Below are 20283 nucleotides of genomic sequence, written 5' to 3'. Positions count from 1 at the left end.
ATGAGCGTCTGGGCAATTGGCGACCTGCAGGGGTGTTACGACATCACCCAGCGCCTGCTGGAAAAAATCAACTTCGACCCCGCGCAGGACACGCTGTGGTTCTGCGGCGACCTGGTCAACCGCGGCGGTCAATCGCTGGAAACGCTGCGCCTGGTGCATTCGCTGCGCGCACATAGCGTGGTGGTGCTGGGCAACCATGACCTGTCGCTGCTGGCGATCGGCGCGCGTTCGGAAGAGGAACAGCGCAAGGTCAACCCGGATCTGCTGCGCATCGTGCTAGCCGAAGACCGCGACCTGCTGCTCGACTGGCTGCGGATGCAGAAGCTGGCGCACGTGGACCGCGAACTGGGCTGGATGATGATCCATGCCGGGCTGGCGCCGAAATGGACCACGCAGATGGCCGAGAAACATGCGCGCGAGGTCGAGCAGCAACTGCAGGGCGGCGGCTATCGCAAACTGCTGCGCAACATGTACGGCGATCAGCCGGGCTGGTCGCCGGGCCTGAGCGGGTACGACCGCAGCCGCGCAATCATCAACCTGTTCACGCGCATGCGCTATTGCACCCCGCGCGGGCGCATTGCCACCGACGACAAGGGCACCCCGGGTACCCAGGCGCAGGGCCTGTATCCGTGGTTCGAAGTGCCGGGCCGGGTCGAGCGCGATCTCAAGATCGTCTGTGGGCATTGGTCCGCACTCGGGCTGACCATCACCCAGGGCGTGCACGCCATCGATACCGGTGCGGTATGGGGCGGCAAACTCACCGCCCTGCAGCTAGATACCGACGAGCTGCGCGTGGTGCAGGTGCCGGGAATCCCGATCACGCAGCCGCCGAAGACCGCACAGCGCAGCCGGCCACCGCGCCGTCGGCAACGCCAGCGTGGCGGTGGCGGAGACAATGCGAACGGGAGCGCCGGTTCGACCGCTCCCAGTGCTGCTCCGCCCGCTCCCGCTGCGGACTAGTTAACGTGAGTGATCGGCGCACTGGCTGCAGCACGCCGGGGGTAGTACCTCGCCGATTGCAAATTAGCCAGAGCATGCATCCGCTACGCGACTGGCACGTTTGCAGGTTCGACCTCCGGCGCGCGGACACGCGGGTCGCATTCACCGCCCTGGAACAGAGAGCTGCGTGCGCTAGACACGCACCATCGTGCACGCGCGGCGGGTCGCGTCAGGCGAGCTGGTGGTGAACAAGCGCATCGGATGATCGCGCGGAAGTTGCTTGAACGTGATCTGCGCAGTACCGAACAGCGCATGGACAACACGGCGTGCCGCAACCACTGAACCACTCGCTCTTCATTCGAAGCGCAAGCCTCAGCGCCGCTGGTAGTCCACATAGTCGAATGCGAAGGCATGCCGCGCATCGGCCGCATGCGACTCGCGTTGCACCGGCTCCCACACGGCCGGGTCGATCGGCAGAAAGTAGGTGTCGGCCCGTTCCACGGTGGTGTCCACTTCGGTGACGGCCAGCAGGTCCGCACGCTCCATGCTCAGGCGATAGACCTCGCCGCCACCGATCACGCACAGCTCCTGTGCACCGACCGCCTCGGCCTGCGCAATCGCCTCATCGAGCGACGCCACCGCCTGCATGTCCGCGAACGGCACCTGCCCCGAACGCGTCAGCACCAGGTTCACTCGCCCCGGCAAGGCACGCCCCAGCGACTGCGCGGTCTTGCGCCCCATCAGGATCGGCTTGCCCAAGGTCAGCGCCTTGAAGCGCTTGAGATCGTCGGGCAACTTCCACGGCAATTCGTTGTCGCGGCCGATGGCATTGTTACGGTCGAAGGCGACGATCAGGATAAGTTTCATGCAGCGGACGATATCCCTTCGAACATCAAATCAATGTGTGGCATCACTCGCCAGCCAAGCGATGCTCACACCGCCACCGGCGCCTTGATCGCCGGATGCGGGTCGTACCCCTCAATGGCGATGTCCTCGAAGCGGAACGCGAACAGGTCGGTCACCGCCGAGTTCAGGCGCAGGCGCGGCAGCGCGCGCGGTGTGCGGGTCAGTTGCTCGCGCGCCTGCGCGAAGTGATTCGAATACAGGTGCGCATCGCCAAGCGTGTGCACGAAATCGCCCACGCCCAGGCCGGTGGCCTGCGCCACCATATGCGTCAGCAGTGCATAGCTGGCGATATTGAACGGCACGCCGAGAAAGATGTCGCCGCTGCGCTGATACAGCTGGCAGCTGAGCTTGCCGTTCACCACATAGAACTGGAACAGGCTGTGGCACGGCATCAAGGCCATCTGCGGCAGCTCGCCGACATTCCAGGCGCTGATCACCAGCCGGCGCGAATCCGGGTTGCGCTTGATCTCGTCCACCAGCCATTGCATCTGGTCGATCTCGACACCGTCCGGGCCGGTCCAGCGCCGCCACTGCTTGCCGTACACCGGGCCGAGATCGCCGTTGTCGTCGGCCCATTCGTCCCAGATGCGGACCTGGTGGTCCTTGAGATAGCCGATGTTGGTGTCGCCCTGTAGGAACCACAGCAGCTCATGGATGATCGAGCGCAGGTGCAGCTTCTTGGTGGTGACCAGCGGAAAGCCGTCGTTGAGGTCGAAGCGCATCTGCCAGCCGAACACGCTGCGCGTGCCGGTGCCGGTGCGATCGGACTTCTCGGCGCCGTGTTCCAGCACATGCTGCAGCAGGTCCAGATAGGGCTTCACTTGGCCGCCTCCGCGCCCGCGGTCTGCACCAGCACCGGCTGCAGCACCGGCGCGCGGCGCGACATCGCCAGCAATACCAGGCCGCCGATGATCAACGGCAGGCTCAGGATCTGCCCCATCGTCAGCCAGTTGAAGGCCAGGTAGCCGATCGGTGCATCCGGCACGCGCACGAATTCCACGATGAAACGGAACACGCCGTACAGCAGCGCGAACATCCCCGACACCGCATAGCGTGCGCGCGGCTTCATCGAGAAGGTCCACAGCACCACGAACATCACCACGCCTTCCAGCGCCGCCTCGTAGAGCTGCGAAGGATGCCGCGCAAACTGGTTCAATGCACCGGCGGCGTACTGCGCCTGGAGTTCTGCCGGCAACTTGCCGGCCAGTTCCGGCGCAAGCGGGAAGATCACGCCCCAGCCGGCATCGGTGAACTTGCCCCACAACTCGCCGCCGACGAAATTGCCGAGCCTCCCGAAGCCCAGACCCAGCGGCACCAGCGGCGCCACAAAATCCATCACGTCGAAGAAGTGCAGACGGTGCTTGCGCGCCCACAGCCCGCAGGCGATCAGCACGCCCAGCAGGCCGCCGTGGAAGCTCATGCCGCCCTGCCACACTTTGAACAGGATCAACGGGTTGGCCAGCAGGCTGTCGAACGCATAGAACAGCATGTAGCCAATGCGCCCGCCCAGCACCACGCCGAGCATGCCGTAGAACAACAGGTCGGAAAATCCGTCCATGTCCACACCCGGCAGGCGGCCGCGCAAGATGCGCGAGCGCCCCAGCGCCCAGGCAGAGAAGAACGCGGCCAGGTACATCAACCCGTACCAGTGCACCTGCACCGGTCCAAGCGAGAAGGCGATGGGGTCGATGGCGTGCAGATAGATCATGCGGACCGCGGATCACGAAAAAGCGAGGCGTCTATTCTGACATCTCGCACGCGTTCAGCCTAAGAGCTGGGGACGATCGGGCAGCTCATCTTCATGCTGGGAGCCGGCAGCGGCAGGAAAATGCTCGGTCAACAGCTCGGTCACCGCCTCGATCCCGGCCAGCACCGCCGCCTCGTGCTCGCCATCGCGCAGGAACTTCTGCATGCGCCGGCACACCTCGGCCCACTGCGCCTCCGGCACCCGGCTGCGCAGCCCACGGTCGGCAACCACTTCGATGGCGTGGTCGGCCAGCAGCAGATACAGCAGCACCCCGTTGTTGGCTTCGGTGTCCCAGGTGCGCAATTGCGCGAAGGCCTGCTCGGCACGCTGGCGCGCGGTGTGCCCGCGCCATAGCGCGTCCAGCGGCAAGTCGGCTTCCACCGCCACCATGACCTGGCCAGTATGGGTGCGCTCGCTGGCGGCAACCGCCGCGGCGATCGCGTCCATGCAGCCGGCTGGGAAACTGCGCTGCGCCGAGGGCGCGAAGACATGCCTGAGCCACCGCATTACCAGCTCCCCGAGGCGCCACCGCCTCCCGATGATCCGCCACCACCACCCCAGCCGCCGCCACCGAAACCGCCGCGGCCACCGCCTCCAAAGCCACCGAATCCACCACCGCCCCAGCCACCGCCGCCGACAAAGCGCCCCGGCGAACCGGACGCCAGGCCGGCCAGTAGCCCGATCACCGCAGCACCGGCGCTGGCAAACAACAGCGAGGTAAACAGCAGGGCGGCACCGCCGGCGGCGACGCCGGTCAGCAGTGCACGCAGCGGCCGCGGCAGGGCGCCGAGAATGCCGCGCGCCACCATCGCGACCACAAAACCGATGAACAAGGCCATGATCCAGCCGCCGCCACCCGAGCCATTGCCGGCGCCGCCATCGGCGTGCCCGCTGACCGGCGCCGGCAAGGCCTCGCCCTCGATCAGGCCGGCCAGCGTCGCAGTCGCCGCACTGATGCCGCCTGCGTAGTCGCCCTCACGGAAGCGAGGTGCCAAATACTCCTGGATGATGCGGTTGGCCGTGATGTCGGGGATCGCGCCTTCCAGGCCGTAACCGGGCTGGATCCGCACCCGGCGGTCGTCCTTGGCCACCAGCAGCAACACACCGTCGTCCACGCCCTTGCGGCCGATCTTCCACTGGTCGAACACGCGCTGGGTGTACTGCTCGATCGGCTCCGGCTGCGTGGTCGGCACAATCAGGACCTGCAACTGCGCGCCCTTGCGCTGCTGCAAGACCAGCGCCTGCTGCTCGAGTTGCTGGATCTGGGTAGCGTCCAATGTGCCGGTGGTATCGACCACGGGCGAGCGCAGTGGCGGAATGGCTGCCAGATCCTGCGCCAGCAGCGAGGCCGGCAGCAGCAACAGCGCCAACATCCAGAACACCCGCATGTAGTTCTTCCGCATTCGCAACTCCTGGCTGATTAGCACTGACACTTCATCGGCACTACCTGGCTGATCCTTCTCCCTGCGGGAGAAGCTGCCCCGAAGGGGCGGATGAGGAGGCGAGCGAAGCCTCGTACAGTTGAATAGCATGAGGACTTCGCCCCGTACCCGCCCCCGCTCCGCCACCCAGCCCTCGCTGGCAGCGCGGGCGCTCCAGGGCACGCGCGCCAGTGGCGCGCAAGCCGTGCCTTATCGCCCCGAGCGGAGAGAGGCTTGATGTGCCGCTACTGAAAGTTGGCATTGATCCAACTGACGATCGATGGGTTGCCATCGCAAACCTAACGATTGCCTCGACATGCCGTGCGGCACATTGCGCAGTATTTGGTACTGCGCAAATTCATGTATTTACTGCGCTGGCTGCGGCTGCTGCGGCGCCTGCTGATTGCCGAAATCCACCTGCGGTGCGCGCGAAATCTGCGCTTCGTTTTCCACGCTGAAATTGGGCTTGGGCTGGTAGCCGAAGATCTTGGCGGTGATCACCTGCGGGAACGAACGGATGTAGGTGTTGTACTCCTGCACCGTCTGGATGTAGCGACCCCGCGCCACGGTGATGCGGTTCTCGGTGCCTTCCAGCTGCACCTGCAGATCGCGGAACGACTGGTCGGATTTCAGCTGCGGATAGTTTTCGCTGACCACCAACAGGCGCGACAGTGCGCTGCCGAGTTCGCCCTGCGCCTGCTGGAACTGCTTGAGCGAGGCTTCGTCGTCGGCATTGACCTGGATCTGCCCGACCCGCGAGCGCGCATTGGTCACCTCGGTCAGCACCTGGCGCTCCTGCTGGGCATAGCCCTGCACGGTGCGCACCAGATTGGGAATCAGGTCGGCGCGACGCTGATATTGATTCAGCACCTCCGACCAACCTGCCTTGACTCCTTCTTCCTTCTGCTGGATCGCGTTGTAGCCGCAACCGGACAGCGAGACGGTCAGGATCAGCAACACCAGGGCGCGAATCAGGACGGGCATGCAGGCGATTCCGTTGAAAGAGAGCCGCAGCATGCCACGCGGCGAGTCAAGCCGGCATGCACGCGTGCGCCTGGCAGGCGATTCGGCCAGGCACGATGACGCCCGGCCATCGGCAGAAGCAGTCGCTGCATGCTGCGGTGACAGGTTGATACGTCAGCTGGCGCGATCCGGTGCGTCTCATCGCAACGAAGGTCTCCATGCATCCGCCAATCCAGTCGCCTACAGAAGCGAACTGGTAGCTGCACGTCGCTCAGAGGTCGCTCAGAGGCAGTGCTCTTCAGAACAAGCGCGGCAGCAGGATCAGTCCCCAGCACAGCAGCACATTGATCAGCAGCAGGAACACCGCCGCCGAGCCCATGTCCTTGGCACGGCCGGCCAGCACGTGGCGCTCGGGGCCGTAGCGTTCGATCACCGCCTCGATCGCCGAGTTCAGCAATTCGGCGGCCAGCACGATCAGCAACGGCGCGATCAGCGCAATGCGTTCCAGGCCGGACTGGCCGAGCCATAGCCCCAGCGGCAGCAGCACTGCCGCCAGGCACACCTCCAGCCGAAACGAGGATTCGTGCAGCCATGCCGCGCGCAGACCCTGCCATGACCAGACCGCCGCCTTGAGCATGCGGCGCGGACCGCGCGGCACGTGTCCCAGTTGATCGGCCATGCGTCAGTGCTTCCGGCCGCAAGGGCGTGTCTGGGGACGGCTCGAACGCATGGTGTGGTCACTGCTGGGGAAAGTGCGAATCTTGCACCGTCGTGCAGCGCGCCGCCAGGGCGTGACCAGGCGCCGCAACAGCTGGCGTTGGGCCTGCAAGGCCGTCAGATGCTGCCGCATGGCGCAATCTTTTCCACATTGTCGGTGCAGGCCCGGCGGCACGCTCTGCGAGCAACCCATGACAGGCGCTGCAAGCCTACCGGTTTGCCCTGGGCTTCCAGCCTGTCGCACCATGGTGGTCCGCTTTACTGTCATAGGTTCTTTCGCATGACCAACCATCCCTTGCGCACGCTGCTGTGCGCGCTTGCCTTGTTGTCCGGCCACGTCCACGCCGCCGCCCCGCACGCCGCGCCACAGATACCGGCGCAGGCGTCCAATGCCGCCTGGGAAGACGACATGCGGCGCTTTTCCGATAGCGATGGGCAACAACCGCCGCCCAAGCACGGCATCGTCTTCGTCGGCAGTTCGTCGATCCGTTTCTGGGACACGCTGGCCCAGGATTTCCCCGGCATGCCGGTGATCAATCGCGGCTTCGGCGGTTCGGAGGTGCGCGACAGCACGTGGTACGCCGACCGCATCGTGATTCCGTATGCGCCGCGCCAGGTAGTGCTGTATGCCGGCGACAACGATCTCAACAGCGGCCGCACGCCACAGCAGGTGCGCGACGACGTGCTGGCATTCGTGCAGCGCATCCGCCGTGATCTGCCCACCGCGCGCATCAGCTATCTGTCGATCAAACCCAGCCCCTCGCGCGCGCATCTGCTGCCGTCGATCGTCACTGCCAACCGCCTGATCAAGGACGCACTCGCGCCGCTGCCGCACGTGGACTACGTGGACGTCTACACGCCGATGCTCGACGCCGACGGCAAACCGCGCGCCGAGCTGTTTCGCCAGGACATGCTACATATGACCGCCGATGGGTATGCCATCTGGCGCAAGGCGGTGGCCCCGGTACTGGAGCAGAAGTAACGCCTGCAGGTCGATCTGGCGACGCACTCGCCAGATCGGTCGATTGATCGATTGCGGCAAGCGATCCCGCAGATGCAGCTGTCGTCTGCGGTGGATCGGCGAGGCGGACAGCCTCATGCTACACGGTGGAAAATAGCTGCGTCGTCAATCGCAAACGGCTCCCCAGGCGCACGCAGCGCATCTGCCTCGTTAGCAGACGGTTCCAAACCAGCCAAACCTTATCGATCAGTGCTGCGGGCGCTCCCCCGCGGCAACGGATGAAGACAGACCGCGCGAGCCAAGACTACCGTTAACTCAGGCCACCACCACTGCAACCGAGGTGCCGACCCCGGACTCGCTATGCAGCTCGATCCGCCAGCCGAAGCGATCGCACAGCCGGCGCACGATCGACAGGCCCAGGCCGGTGCCCTGCGGGCGCGTGGGATCGGCGCGGAAGAACGGCTCGAATGCGCGCGCGCGCGCTTCCTCGCTCATGCCGATGCCGGTATCGCGCACGATGATGCGGTCCTGGGTGACTTCCACTTCGATGCTGCCGGTGTCGGTATAGGCGCAGGCGTTGCGCAGCAGGTTGCTGAGCACCACGCGCATTACCCGCGGCGGGGCGAACATCTGCAGGCTGCGGTCGCCGACCATCGTCAGGGACACCGGCTTGTCGCCCAGCAGTTCGCGGGCGCTGTCGACTTCCTCGCTGGCCAGTTCGGCGGCATCGAAGGTTTCGCTTTGCGGGTCGATCTCGGCCTCGCGCGCCAGGATCAGGAAGGCGTCGATCACCGCTTCCATGTCGCGGCCGGCGCGCTGGATCCGGCGCAGGCTGCGCTGGGTGCGCTGCGACAGTTCGTCGTCGGCCAGCGCCATGTCGCTGGCCACTCGGATCACCGTCAACGGTGTGCGCAACTCATGGCTGGCATCGCGGGTGAAATTGCGCTCGCGTGCAACATGGTCGCTGACCCTCTGCCCCAGCGCATGCAGCGCGGCGGCCAATTGCCGGGTTTCACCCTGCAGGTCGGCAGGCAGCCGCTCCGGCTCCAGTTCGTCGACATCCGGATTGCGCGGATCCCACTGCGACACGCGCCGCGCCAGCCAGCTGATTGGCGAGACCAGCCGCTTGGAAATCCGGTAGGTCACCCAGAACACGCCATAGATCGCCAATAGCACCAGCATCGCCGGCACCACCCCGAACCAGAGCGTCAGATGCGCCGCACGCGAGCGTGGGAACACCAGGTACAAGCGCCCCTCCGGGCGTTGGTCGACATACACCAGGGCATCGGCGGCGGCTACTTCGCTGAAGCCGGGCGACAGCCGCTGCAAGGCCGCTGGCGCAGGGTCCCGGCCTTGGCCGGCGGGCGAAAAATAGCCCTGGATGTTGCGTGTATTCGGCGGCGGATTGTTCGGCGCGCTCTTGTGCAGGTGCCAGAAATGCACCGCCTCGTCGGCAAGCACGGTGCGCACCAGGCTGTACTTGATCACGAAGGACAGCAGATAGCCGCCCAGCACGATCGCCAGGCTCGCCAGGGCGACCTGCAGCAGGAAGGCGAGACGTATTTTTCGTGGAAGCCCGTGCGGCATTGCTGCATCCAGGGGAGAGCGCCGGATTATAGGCAACGCTTCCGTAAGCCCGTCGTGCAGCCAGACGGCAGCACGCGGAAGCGACAGGCGAGTGGGCGCCTAGAGGAGGTGACCGGCCGCCAGAACGGCGGCCGGCCGGTGACATCAGGCCATCGGCTGGGCGATGTCGGCGATGCGATAGCCGGCGCTCTGCACGGTGTGCAGCAACGGACGGTCGAACGGCTTGTCGATGATCTTGCGCAGGTTGTACAGATGGCTGCGCAGAGTGTCCGAATCCGGCAACCCGTTGCCCCAGATCTCGCGCTCGATTTCCTGGCGGGTGACCACCCGCGGCGACTCGCGCATCAGGATGGTGAGCAGGCGCAGGCCGATCGGCGAGAGCTGCAGCTCGGTGCCGGCGCGGGTGGCGCGCATGCTGACCGGATCGAGCACCAGGTCGGCGACCTTGAGCACTTCCGAGCCGACCTGGCGGCGCTCGCGGCGGATCAGGGCACGCAGGCGCGCTTCCAGTTCCTGGATCGCAAACGGCTTGGTCAGGTAGTCGTCGGCACCGAAACCCAGGCCGGTGAGCTTGTCGTCAAGCGTGTCGCGGGCGGTCAGCATCAGTACCGGGGTGGACTTGCGTGCGTCGTTACGCAGGCGGCGACACACTTCGATGCCGTCCAGACGTGGCAGCATGAGATCCAGCACGACCACGTCGTAGCTGTTCTCGGCGGCCAGACGGTAGCCGTCGAGTCCGTCCTGCGCATAGTCGACCTCGAAGCCACGGCCTTCCAGGTACTCGCCGATCATTTCAGAGATATTGCGGTTGTCTTCGACGACCAGCACGAGGCCGGACGTTTCCTTGGTCTGACGCATGGACTTTCCTCGGTCTTCAGCTTTGTGAAACATGCCGGATCGGCAGTGGAAAGGGCGTGAAGACCAACTAACGTTCTGTGACGGCGCGCGGTGGCCGCCGGTTGTCAGCGCCCGAGCAACGGACGCAGCGCCGGCCACACCGTTTCCAGCACCTTGGGCTGGGCAGCGGCAGTGGGATGCAGGCCGTCCGCCTGCATCAGGCCTGGCTGCAGCGCGACCTTTTCCAGGAAAAACGGCACCAAGGCGGTCTTGTACTGCCTGGACAGGTCGGCGTAGCTCGCCTTCAGGCGCTCACGGTAGGCGGGGCCGTAGTTTGGCGGCACATCGATGCCCAGCAGCAGCACCTTCGCGCCGGCCTGCTGGCTGAGCTGGATCATCCTTTCCAGGTTGCCCTTGAGCTGGGCCGGGGTCAGGCCGCGCAGCGCATCGTTGCCGCCGAGTTCGATCACCACCACGCCGGGGCGGTGCTTTTGCAGCAGGCCAGGCAGCCGCGTCAGCGCACCGGAGGTGGTTTCGCCGCTGATGCTGGCATTGACGACCGCCGGTGGCGTCGCCATGTCACGCTTGAGGCGTTGGTCCAGCAAGGTGACCCAGCCGGACTGCACCGGGATGTTGTGCGCAGCGCTCAGGCTGTCGCCGACCACCAGGATCGGTGCGGTCGCCACCGGACTTTTGGCAGAGGCAATTCCCGGCGCAAGCAGGGACAGTGTCAGCAGCCACAGGACCAGCGCGCCATATCGCAGTGTTCTTTCACGCATTCGGAGATTCCTCATCGACAGTCTGGCCCCCCGCTCCAGCACCCGCACCGCCATCGACGTCCGCGAGGTCGGCAAGTCCGTCAGCGGACCGGAGGGAACACTCCACATCCTCGACAACATCAGCTTGACGGTCAGTGAAGGCGACAGTATCGCCATCGTCGGCGCATCCGGCTCGGGCAAGACCACCCTGCTCGGCCTGCTGGCCGGACTGGACCTGCCCAGCCGCGGCAGCATCGCGCTCTCCGGCCAGGAGTTGGGCCAGTTGGACGAAGAGGCGCGCGCCGCCTTGCGCGCGCGCGAGGTCGGCTTCGTGTTCCAGAGCTTCCACCTGCTGCCGGCACTCACCGCCGAAGAAAACATCGCGCTGCCGCTGGAACTGGCCGGCCGCGAAGACCCGGCGCGGGTGCGCGAGGTGCTGGAGGCGGTGGGCCTGAGCGCGCGTGCGCGCCACTACCCGCGCCAGCTGTCCGGCGGCGAGCAGCAACGTGTGGCGCTGGCACGCGCCTTCGTGGCCAAACCGCGCATCCTGTTTGCCGACGAACCCACCGGCAGCCTGGACCAGGCCACCGGCGCGCAGATCAGCGACCTGCTGTTTGCGCTCAATGCCACCAGCGATACCACCCTGGTGCTGGTGACCCACGACATGACGCTGGCGCAGCGCTGCAACCACATCTACCGCATCGACAGCGGCCGCCTGCACGCCCAGCCCGGTTCGGCCGCATGAACGTGCTGCGCCAAGCCGCGCGCGCGGTACGCCGCGAATTCCTGGCCGGCGACCTGCTGACCGTGTTCGCCGCGCTGGTGCTGGGCGTGGCGGTGATGACGGCCGTCGGCACGCTGGTCGATCGGGTGACCCTGGCGTTGACCTCTAGCGCGGCCGAAGTGCTCGGTGGCGATCTGGGCGTGACCGGCCGCCAGGAGATCCCGGCCGACTTCGCCGCGGAAGCGCAGCGGCGTGGCTTGCAGAGCACGCGCATGGTCAGCTTCCCCAGCGTGCTGTTCCATGGCGACGCCAGCCAGATGGCCAATATCCGCGGGGTCGGCGCGGGCTACCCGCTGCGTGGGCAATTGCTGGTGTCCTCGGACAGTGCCGGCATGCAGGGCAAGCCTGCGGGCGCACCGCCGCCGGGCCAGGCCTATGCCGATCCCCGCCTGCTGGAGGCCCTGGGCCTGCGCGTGGGCGAACAGCTGGAATTCGGCGCCGGCCATCTCACCATCACCGGCGTGCTGCGTGCCGAACCGGATGCCTCCGGCGAGCTGATGCAGCTGTCGCCGCCGCTGCTGGTCAATCGCGCGGATATTGATGGTGCCGGCCTGCTCGGCCCGGGCAGTCGCGCTTCGTATCGGCTGATGTTTGCCGGTGCGCCGGAGGCCATCGCCGACTTGCGTGCGTGGCTGAAACCGCGCGCCAGCGAATACCGCCTGGTCGGCATCGAGGACACCCAGCGCGGCATGCGCGCGGCGTTCGATCGCGCGGGGCGCTTCTTGGCCTTGTCGGCGTTGCTGGCGGTGCTGTTGTCCGGCGTGGCGACCGCGTTGGCAGCCAACCGCTTTGCGATGCGGCGTATCGACACGGTGGCGGTGTTGCGCTGCCTGGGCGCACGCCAGCGCGACATCCTGGCGATGCTGTCGCTGCAATTGCTGTTGACCGCGATCCCTGCCTGCCTGGTCGGTATCGGGCTGGGCATGCTCGCGCAGGAAGGCCTGGTGCAGGCGCTGGGCAGCCTGATCCCGAACCGGCTGCCGCTGCCGCAGGCCACCCCTGCCCTGGCCGGTGCCGGCATTGGCCTGGTGCTGTTGCTGGGCTTCGGCCTTCCGCCGTTGCTGCGGCTGCGCAACGTGCCGCCGATGCGCGTGCTCAACCGCAGCTTTGCCGCGGTGCCGCCAAGTTCCTTGCTGGTCTACGCCGCGGCATTGGCGGCCACGCTGGCGCTGACCGTGTACGCGACCGGCAACCTGGTGCTGGCCGGCTGGGTGCTGGGTGGCCTGGCCGCATTGGCGCTAGTGGCGATGGCGCTGGGACTGGGCCTGCTGGCCTTGCTGCGGCCAATCCAGCACCGCCTGCGCGGCGCCTGGAAGCTGGGTCTGGCCTCGCTGACGCGGCGCCGCGGGCTGAGCGTGGTGCAGCTGGTCGGGCTGTCGCTGTCGTTGTGCGCGCTGCTGCTGCTGGCGGTTGTCGGCCCCGGCCTGCTCGAACAGTGGCGCGATCGGCTGCCGGTGGATACGCCCAACTATTTCCTGATGAATATCCAGCCCGAGCAGACCGAACCGGTGCTGCAGACGTTGCGCGGCCTGGGTGTGCAGGATGCGGCCGTGGAGCCGTTTTCGACCGGGCGCCTGGTGGCGATCAACGACAAGCCGCCATTGCGCGGCGACCGCGATCCGGCCGACGATGGCGACGGCGACAACCGCCCGGTCAATTTCTCCTGGCGGCATGCATTTCCGCCGGCAAACACCTTGCTGGAAGGCAAGTTCTGGGCGGCCGACAGCACCGCGCCGGAGGCTTCGGTGGAAGAAGGCTGGGCGCAGCGGTATCAGCTCAAACTGGGCGATCGCATCACCCTGCTGCTGGGCGAGCAGCAGCGCAGCTTCACCGTCACCAGCATCCGCAAGGCCGACTGGGACTCGTTCCGGGTCAATTTCTTCCTGCTGCTCAACCAGGGCTCGGTCGGCGATGCGCCGTACAACCTGATTTCCAGCTTCCACCTGCCGCCCGGCAATGCACCCAAGCTGGCATCGCTGAGCCGCGACTACCCCAACATTTCGGTGCTGGACATCGATGCGATCCTCGGCCGCGTGCGCGAGGTGATCGACCAAGTGGCGCAGGCGGTGCAACTGGTGATGGGGTTCAGCCTGCTGGCCGGCGTGCTGGTACTGATGGCGGCCTTGCAGGCCACCGCCGGCGAGCGTCGCTATGACAGTGCGGTGCTGCGCACGCTGGGCGCGCGTCGCGGCCAGTTGCGTGGCGCGGTGCTGGTGGAGTTCGGCGCGCTCGGCCTGCTGGCGGCGACGCTGGCGGTGACCGCCGCCGCGGTGATCGGTGCGGTGGTCGGGCAGAAAGCGTTCGACATCGCGTTGACGCCGGACTGGCCGCGCCTGCTGCTCGGCGGTGCGTTTGGCCTTGCGCTGAGCCTGCTGGCCGGCTGGTCGGGCACGCGACGCATCCTGTCCACGCCACCAGCGTTGGCACTGCGGACCGACTAAGGCCGGGTCGGTTGAACCCGCGGACGGGCGGCGCGCAGGCGTCGCCCGTCCGCGTTCCGTCACACTGCTGCATATACCGGCAGCGCATAAGCACCTTGCCAATCGTACGTTCGCAGCGGCGACCGGACTGCCTACAGTGGTGTGTCCGGCCGCCGGCCCAGGCGGCCATCCGTTGCCGTCGAGGTGCCACCGTCATGGCCAGCGTCACTTCCGCTGCGCGTGCGCAGCCGCCGCGCGATGCGGTTTCCCCACAGCACTCTTCCAGCGTCCGGATCGTGCCGTTCGACGCCCCGCTGGGCGCCGAAGTGATCGGCCTGGATCTGTCACAGCCACTGGATGCAGACACCTTCGCGCGCATCCATCAGGCGCATCTGGACTACCACGTGCTGGTGTTCCGCGAGCAACGCATCACGCCGGCGCAGCAGGTCGCTTTCAGCCGTCGCTTCGGCCCGTTGCAGATTCATGTGCTGCGCAACTTCCAGTTGCGCGGACATCCGGAAGTGCTGGTGGTGTCCAACATCAAGGAGAACGGCGAGCCGATCGGCCTGGGCGATGCCGGCCACTACTGGCACTCGGATCTGTCGTACAAGGACACCCCCAGCCTGGGCTCGCTGTTGCATGCGCAGGAACTGCCCAGCGAAGGCGGCGACACCTTGTTCGCCAACCAGCACCTGGCCTGGCAGACCCTGCCCGACGCGCTCAAGCACGCGGTGCAGGACCTGCGTGCCGAGCACAGCTATCTGGCCAAGTACGAAGAACTGCGTGCGCGCAATCCGTGGCGCCCGGCGCTGACGCCGGAGCAGATCGCCGAAGTGAAGCCGGTGCAGCATCCAATCGTGCGCACCCATCCGGAAACCGGCCAGAAAGCGCTGTTTGTCAGCGAGCATTTCACCACCCGCATCGTCGGCTTGCCCGACGACGAAAGTGCTGCACTGCTGCAGGCCTTGTTTGATCACAGCACCCGCGATGCGCTGGTGTATCGGCATCGCTGGCAGCCGCACGACATGGTGTTCTGGGACAACCGCTCGGTCATGCATCTGGCCGCCGGCACGCCCGATCATCTGCGTCGCCGGCTCAACCGCACCACCATCGAAGGCGATGCCCCGTTCTAGCCAAGGTGCTACCTCGCGCGCGTTTCGCAACACGTAATACGCTGGGAAATGCGCCTTCTTCCTCCCCCCTCGACTGGAGCGCCGCATGCGTTTGACCGTCACCTCTCACGCACGTCCGCAGCGCCGACGTTTTTCCCGACGTGTCGCGCTGCTGCTCCTGGCCGCATTGCCGTTGCTGCATAGCGCGCATGCGCAGGCTGAAGGAAAGCTGCGCATCGCCAAACAGTTCGGCATCGTCTATCTGTTGCTGGACGTGGCACAGGATCAGAAGCTGATCGAGCAGCAGGGCAAGGCCGCCGGCGTGGATATTGACGTGCAGTTCCTGCAGTTGTCCGGTGGCGCCGCCGTCAACGATGCCTTGCTGACCGGTTCGATCGATATCGCCGGTGCCGGTGTCGGGCCGTTGTTCACCATCTGGGACCGCACGCATGGCCGCCAGAACGTGCGCGGCGTGGCGTCGCTGGGCAACTTCCCGTACTACCTGATCAGCAACAATCCGCGCATCAAGAGCATCGGCGATTTCACCCCGCAGGACCGCATCGCGGTGCCGGCCACCGGCGTGTCGGTGCAGTCGCGTTTCCTGCAGCACGCCTCCCAGCAACGCTGGGGCGACAAGGGCACCCACCAGCTGGATCCGCTGCAGGTCGCCTTGCCGCACCCGGACGCGGCCGCCGCGATCATCCGTGGCCGCACCGAGATCACCGCGCATTTCGCCAGCCCGCCATTCCAGGAGCAGGAACTGGCGCGCAACCCGGCCGCGCACATCGTAACCAGCTCCTACGAGATCGAAGGTGGCCCCTCCTCGGCCACCGTGCTGTATGCCACCGAGAAATTCCGCCGCAACAATCCCAAAACCTATCGCGCCTTCGTCGCGGCGCTGGATCAGGCCGCACGCTTCGTCACCGCGCATCCGGAGCAGGCGGCCGATATCTTCCTGCGTCGCAATGGCTCGAGCATCGATCGCGCGCTGGTGCTGCAGATCCTCAAGGACCCGAAAGTGCAGTTCACCGTGGTGCCGCAGAACACGCTGGGGCTGGGCAAGTTCATGCAGCACAGCGGCGCGATCAAGCAGACCCCGCGCAAGCTGAGCGACTACTTCTTCGACGATCCGCTGATTGCGGGCGGGAGCTGAGCGATGAGTCCGTCCACACCCTTGCTGCAGGTCGATCACGTCAGCTTGGAATACGCCTCGGCGCAACGCGTGGTGCGCGCCACCCATCGCGTGCGTTTCGATGTGCATGAAGCCGACCGCTTCGTGCTGCTGGGGCCTTCGGGTTGCGGCAAATCCACCCTGCTCAAGGCGGTGGCCGGCTTCGTCACCCCACGCGAGGGGCAGATCCGTCTGGATGGCAACGCGGTCACCGGGCCGGGGCCGGACCGGGTGGTGGTGTTCCAGGAATTCGATCAGCTGGCGCCCTGGAAGACCGTGCGCGAGAACGTGGTGTTCGGCCTGCGCGCAGCCCGCAAGCTGTCGCGCGCCGAAGCGCGCGAACGTGCCGACGACAGCCTGGCGCAGGTCGGGCTGAGCGCGTTTGCCCAGGCCTACCCGCACACATTGTCCGGCGGCATGAAGCAACGCGTGGCGATTGCGCGCGCATTGGCGATGCGCCCACGCGTGTTGCTGATGGACGAGCCGTTCGCCGCACTCGATGCGCTGACGCGTTCGCGCATGCAGGAGCAGGTGCTGGAGCTGTGGGAGCAATCGCGCTTCACCTTGTTGTTCGTCACCCATTCGATCGAGGAAGCGCTGGTGGTCGGCAATCGCGTGCTGCTGTTGTCGCCGCATCCGGGCCAGGTGCGCGCCGAGCTCAACGCGCATGCGTTCGGCCCGCACAGCGCCGGCAGCGTGGCGTTCCAGCAGACCGCACAGCGCATTCATCGGCTACTGTTCGACCTGCCCGACGATGCCCTGGATGACGCCAAGGTGGCGCCGCTGCGTCGCCCGGCCGAACGCCAACGCGAGGCGCTGCCATGAGCCGCAGTACCGCCACCGCGCTGCCGCCGCTTCCGCCGGTGCGGGCCGAGTACGAAGTCGCCCTGCAGCCGCTGGACCCGGCATTGGTTGCAGCCGCCGCGCCAACGCGCTGGCAGGCACCGCCTTGGCTGCGCAAGGCGCTGGTGCTGGTGGTGCTGGTCGCGGTGTGGGAGATCGCCGCACGCGTGGTCGGCGACGATCTAATGCTGCCCAGCACGCTGCAGACCGCACGCGCGTTCTACGACGGGCTGCTGTCCGGCGAGTTGCTGCGCCGCGTGGGCGCTTCGCTACGCGTGCTGGCGCAGGGCTATGCGCTCGGCGTGGTGCTGGCCTTCGTGCTGACCGCGCTGGCCGCTTCCACGCGCTGGGGCCGCGACGTGCTCGGCACGCTGACCGCCATGTTCAATCCGCTGCCAGCGATCGCGCTGCTGCCGCTGGCCTTGCTGTGGTTCGGCCTGGGCACCGGCAGCCTGGTGTTCGTGCTGGTGCATTCGGTGCTGTGGCCGCTGGCGCTGACCACCTACGCCGGTTTCCAGGCGGTGCCGGAGACCCTACGCATGGCCGGGCGCAATTACGGACTGCGTGGGCCACGCTACGTGGCGCAGCTGCTGATTCCCGCCGCGCTGCCGGCGATCCTGTCCGGACTGAAGATCGGCTGGGCCTTCGCCTGGCGCACCCTGATCGCCGCCGAGCTGGTGTTCGGCGCCACCTCCGGCCAGGGCGGCCTGGGCTGGTACATCTTCCAGAACCGCAACGAGCTGTATACCGACCGGGTGTTCGCCGGCCTGGCGATGGTGATCGTGCTGGGCCTGCTGGTGGAGGGCGTGGTGTTCCAGGCGATCGAGCGGCTGACCGTGCGCCGCTGGGGCATGCAGCGCTAAGGCGTGACCGCGGGAGCCACGGGCGCAGCGATGCGTGGCCAGGCGTTTTGCCTGGCCACGCTGCAGATGAACGTGTTGCGCCGGCCACCAACGGCCTGAGCCCGCGTGCCGGGCTCATCGGCACGGTCGCGTGCGCTTAACGGGGCTGGCTTATGCTGCCGGCCCCTTACCTGCCGTCTGCCGTCATGCCTACCGCCCCCTTCACTGCCTATCTGTATCCGGTGCTGTTGCTGATCGCCAGCAACGTGTTCATGACCTTTGCCTGGTACGGGCATCTGAAGTACAAGAGCACGCCGCTGATGATCGCGATCCTGGTCAGCTGGGGCATCGCGTTCTTCGAATACTGCCTGCAGGTACCGGGCAACCGCCTGGGCAGCGCGGTGTACTCGGCGCCGCAGCTCAAGGGCATGCAGGAAGTGATCACGCTGCTGGTGTTCGCCGGCTTCTCGACCTTCTACCTGGGCCAGTCGTTGAAGTGGAATCACTGGGCCGCATTCGGCTTGATCCTGGTCGCGGCATTCTTGATGTTCAAGGAATAACGGCCAACCGCAGTCTCGCTCGTAGGAGCGCACCAGGGCGCGACCTCGCAGAAGCGTCCCGCGGCGCGATGGGCCTTATCGGGAATGCCACGTCGCGCCCGGGTGCGCTCCTACGGCATCGGGATGGCTAGTTCGCCGGTTCGACCCACTGCGCGAATACCGCGTCCAACTGCGCGTCCTTGACCCGCTTGCCGTTCTGCACCGCCTCGGCCTGCTGGAACATCGGCATGATCATCGCCATGCCGTCCGGCTTGGTCTTCAGATGCAGGCCGGATGGCGTATCGAGGAACCTTGCCCAGCGCGTGCGCACCTTGGCCCAGTAGCCCTGGGTGCCCTTCCAGTACGCATAGGCCGGGGCGAAATCGACCTCGGTGGTCTTGCGGTAATCGTTGAAACCGAACTCGCGCGCGATCGCTTCCTGGCTGCCGTCGGGCTTGCGCAGCACCTTGGTGTTGAACTGTTCGTGGGTCCAGCCGTTGGGCGTGAGCGTGTGGCGATTGATCACCGCGAGCGCGTTGTAGTCGCTGCGCTTGGTGTACTCGCGGCGCGGCAACGGGCGCCAGCTCAGGTCGCTGGTCCAGGTGGGATGGCCGTCGGCATAGTCCCAGCGACCGGTGCCGCAATAGCGTGGCGCGTCGCTGACCTCGTAGACGCACTGGGTCCAGGCTCCGGTGGTGACTGCCGGCGGCAGCGCGTGCACCGTCCAGGTCTGATCGGCGCTGAATTCGAAACGCTGCGGCGCCTCGTAGATCCAGTCCTGCCGCCAATGCTTGGTCACATGCTTGCTTTTTTCGTCGACCAGCAGATGCTGCAGCACGAGCTTGCGCGGTGAATCCTCCACCACGATCACCACTTCGCTGGCGCCGCTGCGCATGGCCGATGCACGCTCGTAACCAGGCTTGAGCAACACCGTCTCGTCGAAGGCAAAGTCCACCGCGTATTCGCCCTGCATCGCCAGGATGCTCTGCCGATCGCGCTGAGCGTCGGCGGCGGCAATCAACGGCAACAGGCTCAGCGTCAGTGCGATACAACGGGAAAACGTTCGGCTCATCGGAACTCTCGGGAGTGGTTGGAGACGTCAGCAGCGCAGGCGCACCAGCGACGTCGTCATGTCGGATGGGTTGTTGTTATTGGATGTGGCGGAGGCCGTGCGCAAGGCGGCAGCGCGCGCGCAGCAGCAATCGTCCACCGCCACGCGGCCGTCGATGCCCTCTTCGCGCGCCAGGCGTGCGGCAACCTCCGCACCCAGCGCCGACACGGTCGCCAGGCTGGCGACAAACGGCTGCTCGCGGGTGGCGGCGGCCTGCAGGCGCAGCGCGCTCAAGCGCCACGCCTCCCCACGCATGCGCCCGGCCAGACGACGCCACAGCCGCTCGCCGACGCCCAGCTCATGGGTTTCCATCGGCAACGGCGGCAGCCGCGAGACCAGGCGATCCCAGATCAGGAAATCGCTGTCAGGCAGCAGGCAGATGCGCCAGCAGCACTGTCCCTCGGCATCGAAAAACCAGATGCTCTCGCGCACGCCATCGCTGTCGACCTGCCGGCACGCCGCCGCATCCACCGCGTGCTGCCAGCCATCCAGTTCGTTGCCCAATGCGGGCCGGTACAGGCACAGCACCGTGCCCAACGCCGCCAACTGCTGCGGACGCGGCAGCGCGGCGCGGGTGGCACGTGCATGCGGCAACGACGGCAGCGGGCGGGCGATGGGCATGGCC

21 protein-coding genes are annotated in these 20283 nt (G+C 66.5%); 9 read left to right on the top strand and 12 right to left on the bottom strand.

Annotation, left to right across the window (positions count from 1 at the left end; translation table 11 throughout):
* Complete coding sequence (locus AC1PLA_RS04655; RefSeq protein WP_039530601.1) at positions 1 to 960, top strand: symmetrical bis(5'-nucleosyl)-tetraphosphatase; 960 nt, start codon at positions 1 to 3, stop codon at positions 958 to 960.
* A 351-nt stretch (positions 961 to 1311) separates the two neighbouring features.
* Here AC1PLA_RS04655 and AC1PLA_RS04650 read toward each other — a convergent pair whose 3' ends face one another.
* From AC1PLA_RS04650 to AC1PLA_RS04620, 7 genes are all read right to left on the bottom strand, one after another.
* The gene (locus tag AC1PLA_RS04650) at positions 1312 to 1806 is read right to left on the bottom strand and encodes a dihydrofolate reductase (protein WP_481105688.1); all 495 of its coding nucleotides are present in this window, start codon (positions 1804 to 1806) and stop codon (positions 1312 to 1314) included.
* A 65-nt stretch (positions 1807 to 1871) separates the two neighbouring features.
* Positions 1872 to 2666, bottom strand: coding sequence for a thymidylate synthase (locus AC1PLA_RS04645; RefSeq protein WP_481105687.1), 795 nt, complete (start codon positions 2664 to 2666; stop codon positions 1872 to 1874).
* Positions 2663 to 3553: a prolipoprotein diacylglyceryl transferase gene (gene lgt / locus AC1PLA_RS04640; protein ID WP_039523643.1), complete on the bottom strand. Its 891-nt coding sequence runs from the start codon at positions 3551 to 3553 to the stop codon at positions 2663 to 2665. Before lgt ends, AC1PLA_RS04645 begins: the two co-directional genes overlap by 4 nt.
* 54 nt (positions 3554 to 3607) lie before the next feature.
* Positions 3608 to 4099: a TPM domain-containing protein gene (locus AC1PLA_RS04635; RefSeq protein ID WP_481105686.1), complete on the bottom strand. Its 492-nt coding sequence runs from the start codon at positions 4097 to 4099 to the stop codon at positions 3608 to 3610.
* A complete protein-coding gene (locus tag AC1PLA_RS04630) occupies positions 4099 to 4995 on the bottom strand; it encodes a TPM domain-containing protein (protein ID WP_481105685.1) in 897 nt (298 codons plus the stop codon). The genes AC1PLA_RS04635 and AC1PLA_RS04630 overlap by 1 nt, the downstream gene beginning before the upstream one ends.
* Before the next feature lie 384 nt (positions 4996 to 5379).
* Complete coding sequence (locus tag AC1PLA_RS04625) at positions 5380 to 5997, bottom strand: LemA family protein (protein ID WP_016900775.1); 618 nt, start codon at positions 5995 to 5997, stop codon at positions 5380 to 5382.
* A 277-nt stretch (positions 5998 to 6274) separates the two neighbouring features.
* Positions 6275 to 6655 carry a diacylglycerol kinase gene (locus AC1PLA_RS04620; protein ID WP_481105684.1) on the bottom strand — a complete coding sequence of 127 codons (381 nt, stop codon included), beginning with the start codon at positions 6653 to 6655 and terminating at the stop codon, positions 6275 to 6277.
* Between the two features lie 318 nt (positions 6656 to 6973).
* Between AC1PLA_RS04620 and AC1PLA_RS04615 the strand changes: the two genes are divergently transcribed.
* Positions 6974 to 7675, top strand: coding sequence for an SGNH/GDSL hydrolase family protein (locus AC1PLA_RS04615; protein WP_481105683.1), 702 nt, complete (start codon positions 6974 to 6976; stop codon positions 7673 to 7675).
* Between the two features lie 294 nt (positions 7676 to 7969).
* Here AC1PLA_RS04615 and AC1PLA_RS04610 read toward each other — a convergent pair whose 3' ends face one another.
* The 3 genes from AC1PLA_RS04610 to AC1PLA_RS04600 form a co-directional block, all read right to left on the bottom strand.
* Positions 7970 to 9241: a sensor histidine kinase gene (locus tag AC1PLA_RS04610; protein WP_481105682.1), complete on the bottom strand. Its 1272-nt coding sequence runs from the start codon at positions 9239 to 9241 to the stop codon at positions 7970 to 7972.
* Positions 9242 to 9385: 144 nt separating this feature from the next.
* Positions 9386 to 10099: a response regulator transcription factor gene (locus AC1PLA_RS04605; protein ID WP_002811889.1), complete on the bottom strand. Its 714-nt coding sequence runs from the start codon at positions 10097 to 10099 to the stop codon at positions 9386 to 9388.
* Between the two features lie 104 nt (positions 10100 to 10203).
* Entirely contained in the window at positions 10204 to 10872 is a 669-nt protein-coding gene (locus tag AC1PLA_RS04600; protein ID WP_481105681.1) for an arylesterase, read from the bottom strand.
* Positions 10873 to 10981: 109 nt separating this feature from the next.
* Here AC1PLA_RS04600 and AC1PLA_RS04595 point away from each other — a divergent pair, with 109 nt between their 5' ends.
* From AC1PLA_RS04595 to AC1PLA_RS04565, 7 genes are all read left to right on the top strand, one after another.
* On the top strand, positions 10982 to 11581 hold the full coding sequence (locus AC1PLA_RS04595) for an ATP-binding cassette domain-containing protein (protein WP_166764110.1): 600 nt from the start codon (positions 10982 to 10984) through the stop codon (positions 11579 to 11581).
* Positions 11578 to 14061, top strand: coding sequence for an ABC transporter permease (locus tag AC1PLA_RS04590; RefSeq protein ID WP_481105680.1), 2484 nt, complete (start codon positions 11578 to 11580; stop codon positions 14059 to 14061). Before AC1PLA_RS04595 ends, AC1PLA_RS04590 begins: the two co-directional genes overlap by 4 nt.
* Before the next feature lie 194 nt (positions 14062 to 14255).
* On the top strand, positions 14256 to 15173 hold the full coding sequence (locus AC1PLA_RS04585) for a TauD/TfdA dioxygenase family protein (protein WP_102254771.1): 918 nt from the start codon (positions 14256 to 14258) through the stop codon (positions 15171 to 15173).
* An 85-nt stretch (positions 15174 to 15258) separates the two neighbouring features.
* Positions 15259 to 16305, top strand: a complete 1047-nt coding sequence (locus tag AC1PLA_RS04580; RefSeq protein ID WP_481105679.1) for an ABC transporter substrate-binding protein — start codon at positions 15259 to 15261, stop codon at positions 16303 to 16305.
* A 3-nt stretch (positions 16306 to 16308) separates the two neighbouring features.
* Positions 16309 to 17148 (top strand): ABC transporter ATP-binding protein, encoded by an 840-nt coding sequence (locus AC1PLA_RS04575; RefSeq protein WP_065032036.1) that lies wholly within the window; start codon positions 16309 to 16311, stop codon positions 17146 to 17148.
* Positions 17145 to 18029, top strand: a complete 885-nt coding sequence (locus AC1PLA_RS04570) for an ABC transporter permease (protein ID WP_481105678.1) — start codon at positions 17145 to 17147, stop codon at positions 18027 to 18029. Before AC1PLA_RS04575 ends, AC1PLA_RS04570 begins: the two co-directional genes overlap by 4 nt.
* A gap of 185 nt (positions 18030 to 18214) precedes the next feature.
* Positions 18215 to 18568, top strand: a complete 354-nt coding sequence (locus AC1PLA_RS04565; protein ID WP_024938302.1) for a DMT family protein — start codon at positions 18215 to 18217, stop codon at positions 18566 to 18568.
* 127 nt (positions 18569 to 18695) lie between these two features.
* Here AC1PLA_RS04565 and AC1PLA_RS04560 read toward each other — a convergent pair whose 3' ends face one another.
* Together AC1PLA_RS04560 and AC1PLA_RS04555 are read right to left on the bottom strand one after the other, a co-directional pair.
* Positions 18696 to 19619: a DUF6607 family protein gene (locus AC1PLA_RS04560; RefSeq protein ID WP_481105677.1), complete on the bottom strand. Its 924-nt coding sequence runs from the start codon at positions 19617 to 19619 to the stop codon at positions 18696 to 18698.
* Between the two features lie 27 nt (positions 19620 to 19646).
* Positions 19647 to 20279, bottom strand: a complete 633-nt coding sequence (locus AC1PLA_RS04555) for a Hemin transport protein (RefSeq protein ID WP_481105676.1) — start codon at positions 20277 to 20279, stop codon at positions 19647 to 19649.
* Positions 20280 to 20283 lie beyond the last annotated feature (4 nt).

The organism is Xanthomonas sp. NCPPB 1826, assembly GCF_056725285.1.
The sequence above is the reverse complement of the archived record's forward strand: the minus strand, read 5'-3'. Positions and strand labels throughout refer to the sequence as shown.

Bases quoted from the DNA above. Each gene is read 5' to 3' on its own strand.
- AC1PLA_RS04600 (WP_481105681.1), bottom strand. From the start codon at position 10,872: ATGAGGAATCTCCGAATGCGTGAAAGAACACTGCGATATGGCGCGCTG.
- AC1PLA_RS04620 (WP_481105684.1), bottom strand. From the start codon at position 6,655: ATGGCCGATCAACTGGGACACGTGCCGCGCGGTCCGCGCCGCATGCTC.
- AC1PLA_RS04655 (WP_039530601.1), top strand. From the start codon at position 1: ATGAGCGTCTGGGCAATTGGCGACCTGCAGGGGTGTTACGACATCACC.
- AC1PLA_RS04635 (WP_481105686.1), bottom strand. From the start codon at position 4,099: ATGCGGTGGCTCAGGCATGTCTTCGCGCCCTCGGCGCAGCGCAGTTTC.
- AC1PLA_RS04650 (WP_481105688.1), bottom strand. From the start codon at position 1,806: ATGAAACTTATCCTGATCGTCGCCTTCGACCGTAACAATGCCATCGGC.
- AC1PLA_RS04555 (WP_481105676.1), bottom strand. From the start codon at position 20,279: ATGCCCATCGCCCGCCCGCTGCCGTCGTTGCCGCATGCACGTGCCACC.
- AC1PLA_RS04605 (WP_002811889.1), bottom strand. From the start codon at position 10,099: ATGCGTCAGACCAAGGAAACGTCCGGCCTCGTGCTGGTCGTCGAAGAC.
- AC1PLA_RS04575 (WP_065032036.1), top strand. From the start codon at position 16,309: ATGAGTCCGTCCACACCCTTGCTGCAGGTCGATCACGTCAGCTTGGAA.
- lgt (WP_039523643.1), bottom strand. From the start codon at position 3,553: ATGATCTATCTGCACGCCATCGACCCCATCGCCTTCTCGCTTGGACCG.
- AC1PLA_RS04580 (WP_481105679.1), top strand. From the start codon at position 15,259: ATGCGTTTGACCGTCACCTCTCACGCACGTCCGCAGCGCCGACGTTTT.
- AC1PLA_RS04590 (WP_481105680.1), top strand. From the start codon at position 11,578: ATGAACGTGCTGCGCCAAGCCGCGCGCGCGGTACGCCGCGAATTCCTG.
- AC1PLA_RS04610 (WP_481105682.1), bottom strand. From the start codon at position 9,241: ATGCCGCACGGGCTTCCACGAAAAATACGTCTCGCCTTCCTGCTGCAG.
- AC1PLA_RS04585 (WP_102254771.1), top strand. From the start codon at position 14,256: ATGGCCAGCGTCACTTCCGCTGCGCGTGCGCAGCCGCCGCGCGATGCG.
- AC1PLA_RS04570 (WP_481105678.1), top strand. From the start codon at position 17,145: ATGAGCCGCAGTACCGCCACCGCGCTGCCGCCGCTTCCGCCGGTGCGG.
- AC1PLA_RS04615 (WP_481105683.1), top strand. From the start codon at position 6,974: ATGACCAACCATCCCTTGCGCACGCTGCTGTGCGCGCTTGCCTTGTTG.
- AC1PLA_RS04625 (WP_016900775.1), bottom strand. From the start codon at position 5,997: ATGCCCGTCCTGATTCGCGCCCTGGTGTTGCTGATCCTGACCGTCTCG.
- AC1PLA_RS04630 (WP_481105685.1), bottom strand. From the start codon at position 4,995: ATGCGGAAGAACTACATGCGGGTGTTCTGGATGTTGGCGCTGTTGCTG.
- AC1PLA_RS04565 (WP_024938302.1), top strand. From the start codon at position 18,215: ATGCCTACCGCCCCCTTCACTGCCTATCTGTATCCGGTGCTGTTGCTG.
- AC1PLA_RS04560 (WP_481105677.1), bottom strand. From the start codon at position 19,619: ATGAGCCGAACGTTTTCCCGTTGTATCGCACTGACGCTGAGCCTGTTG.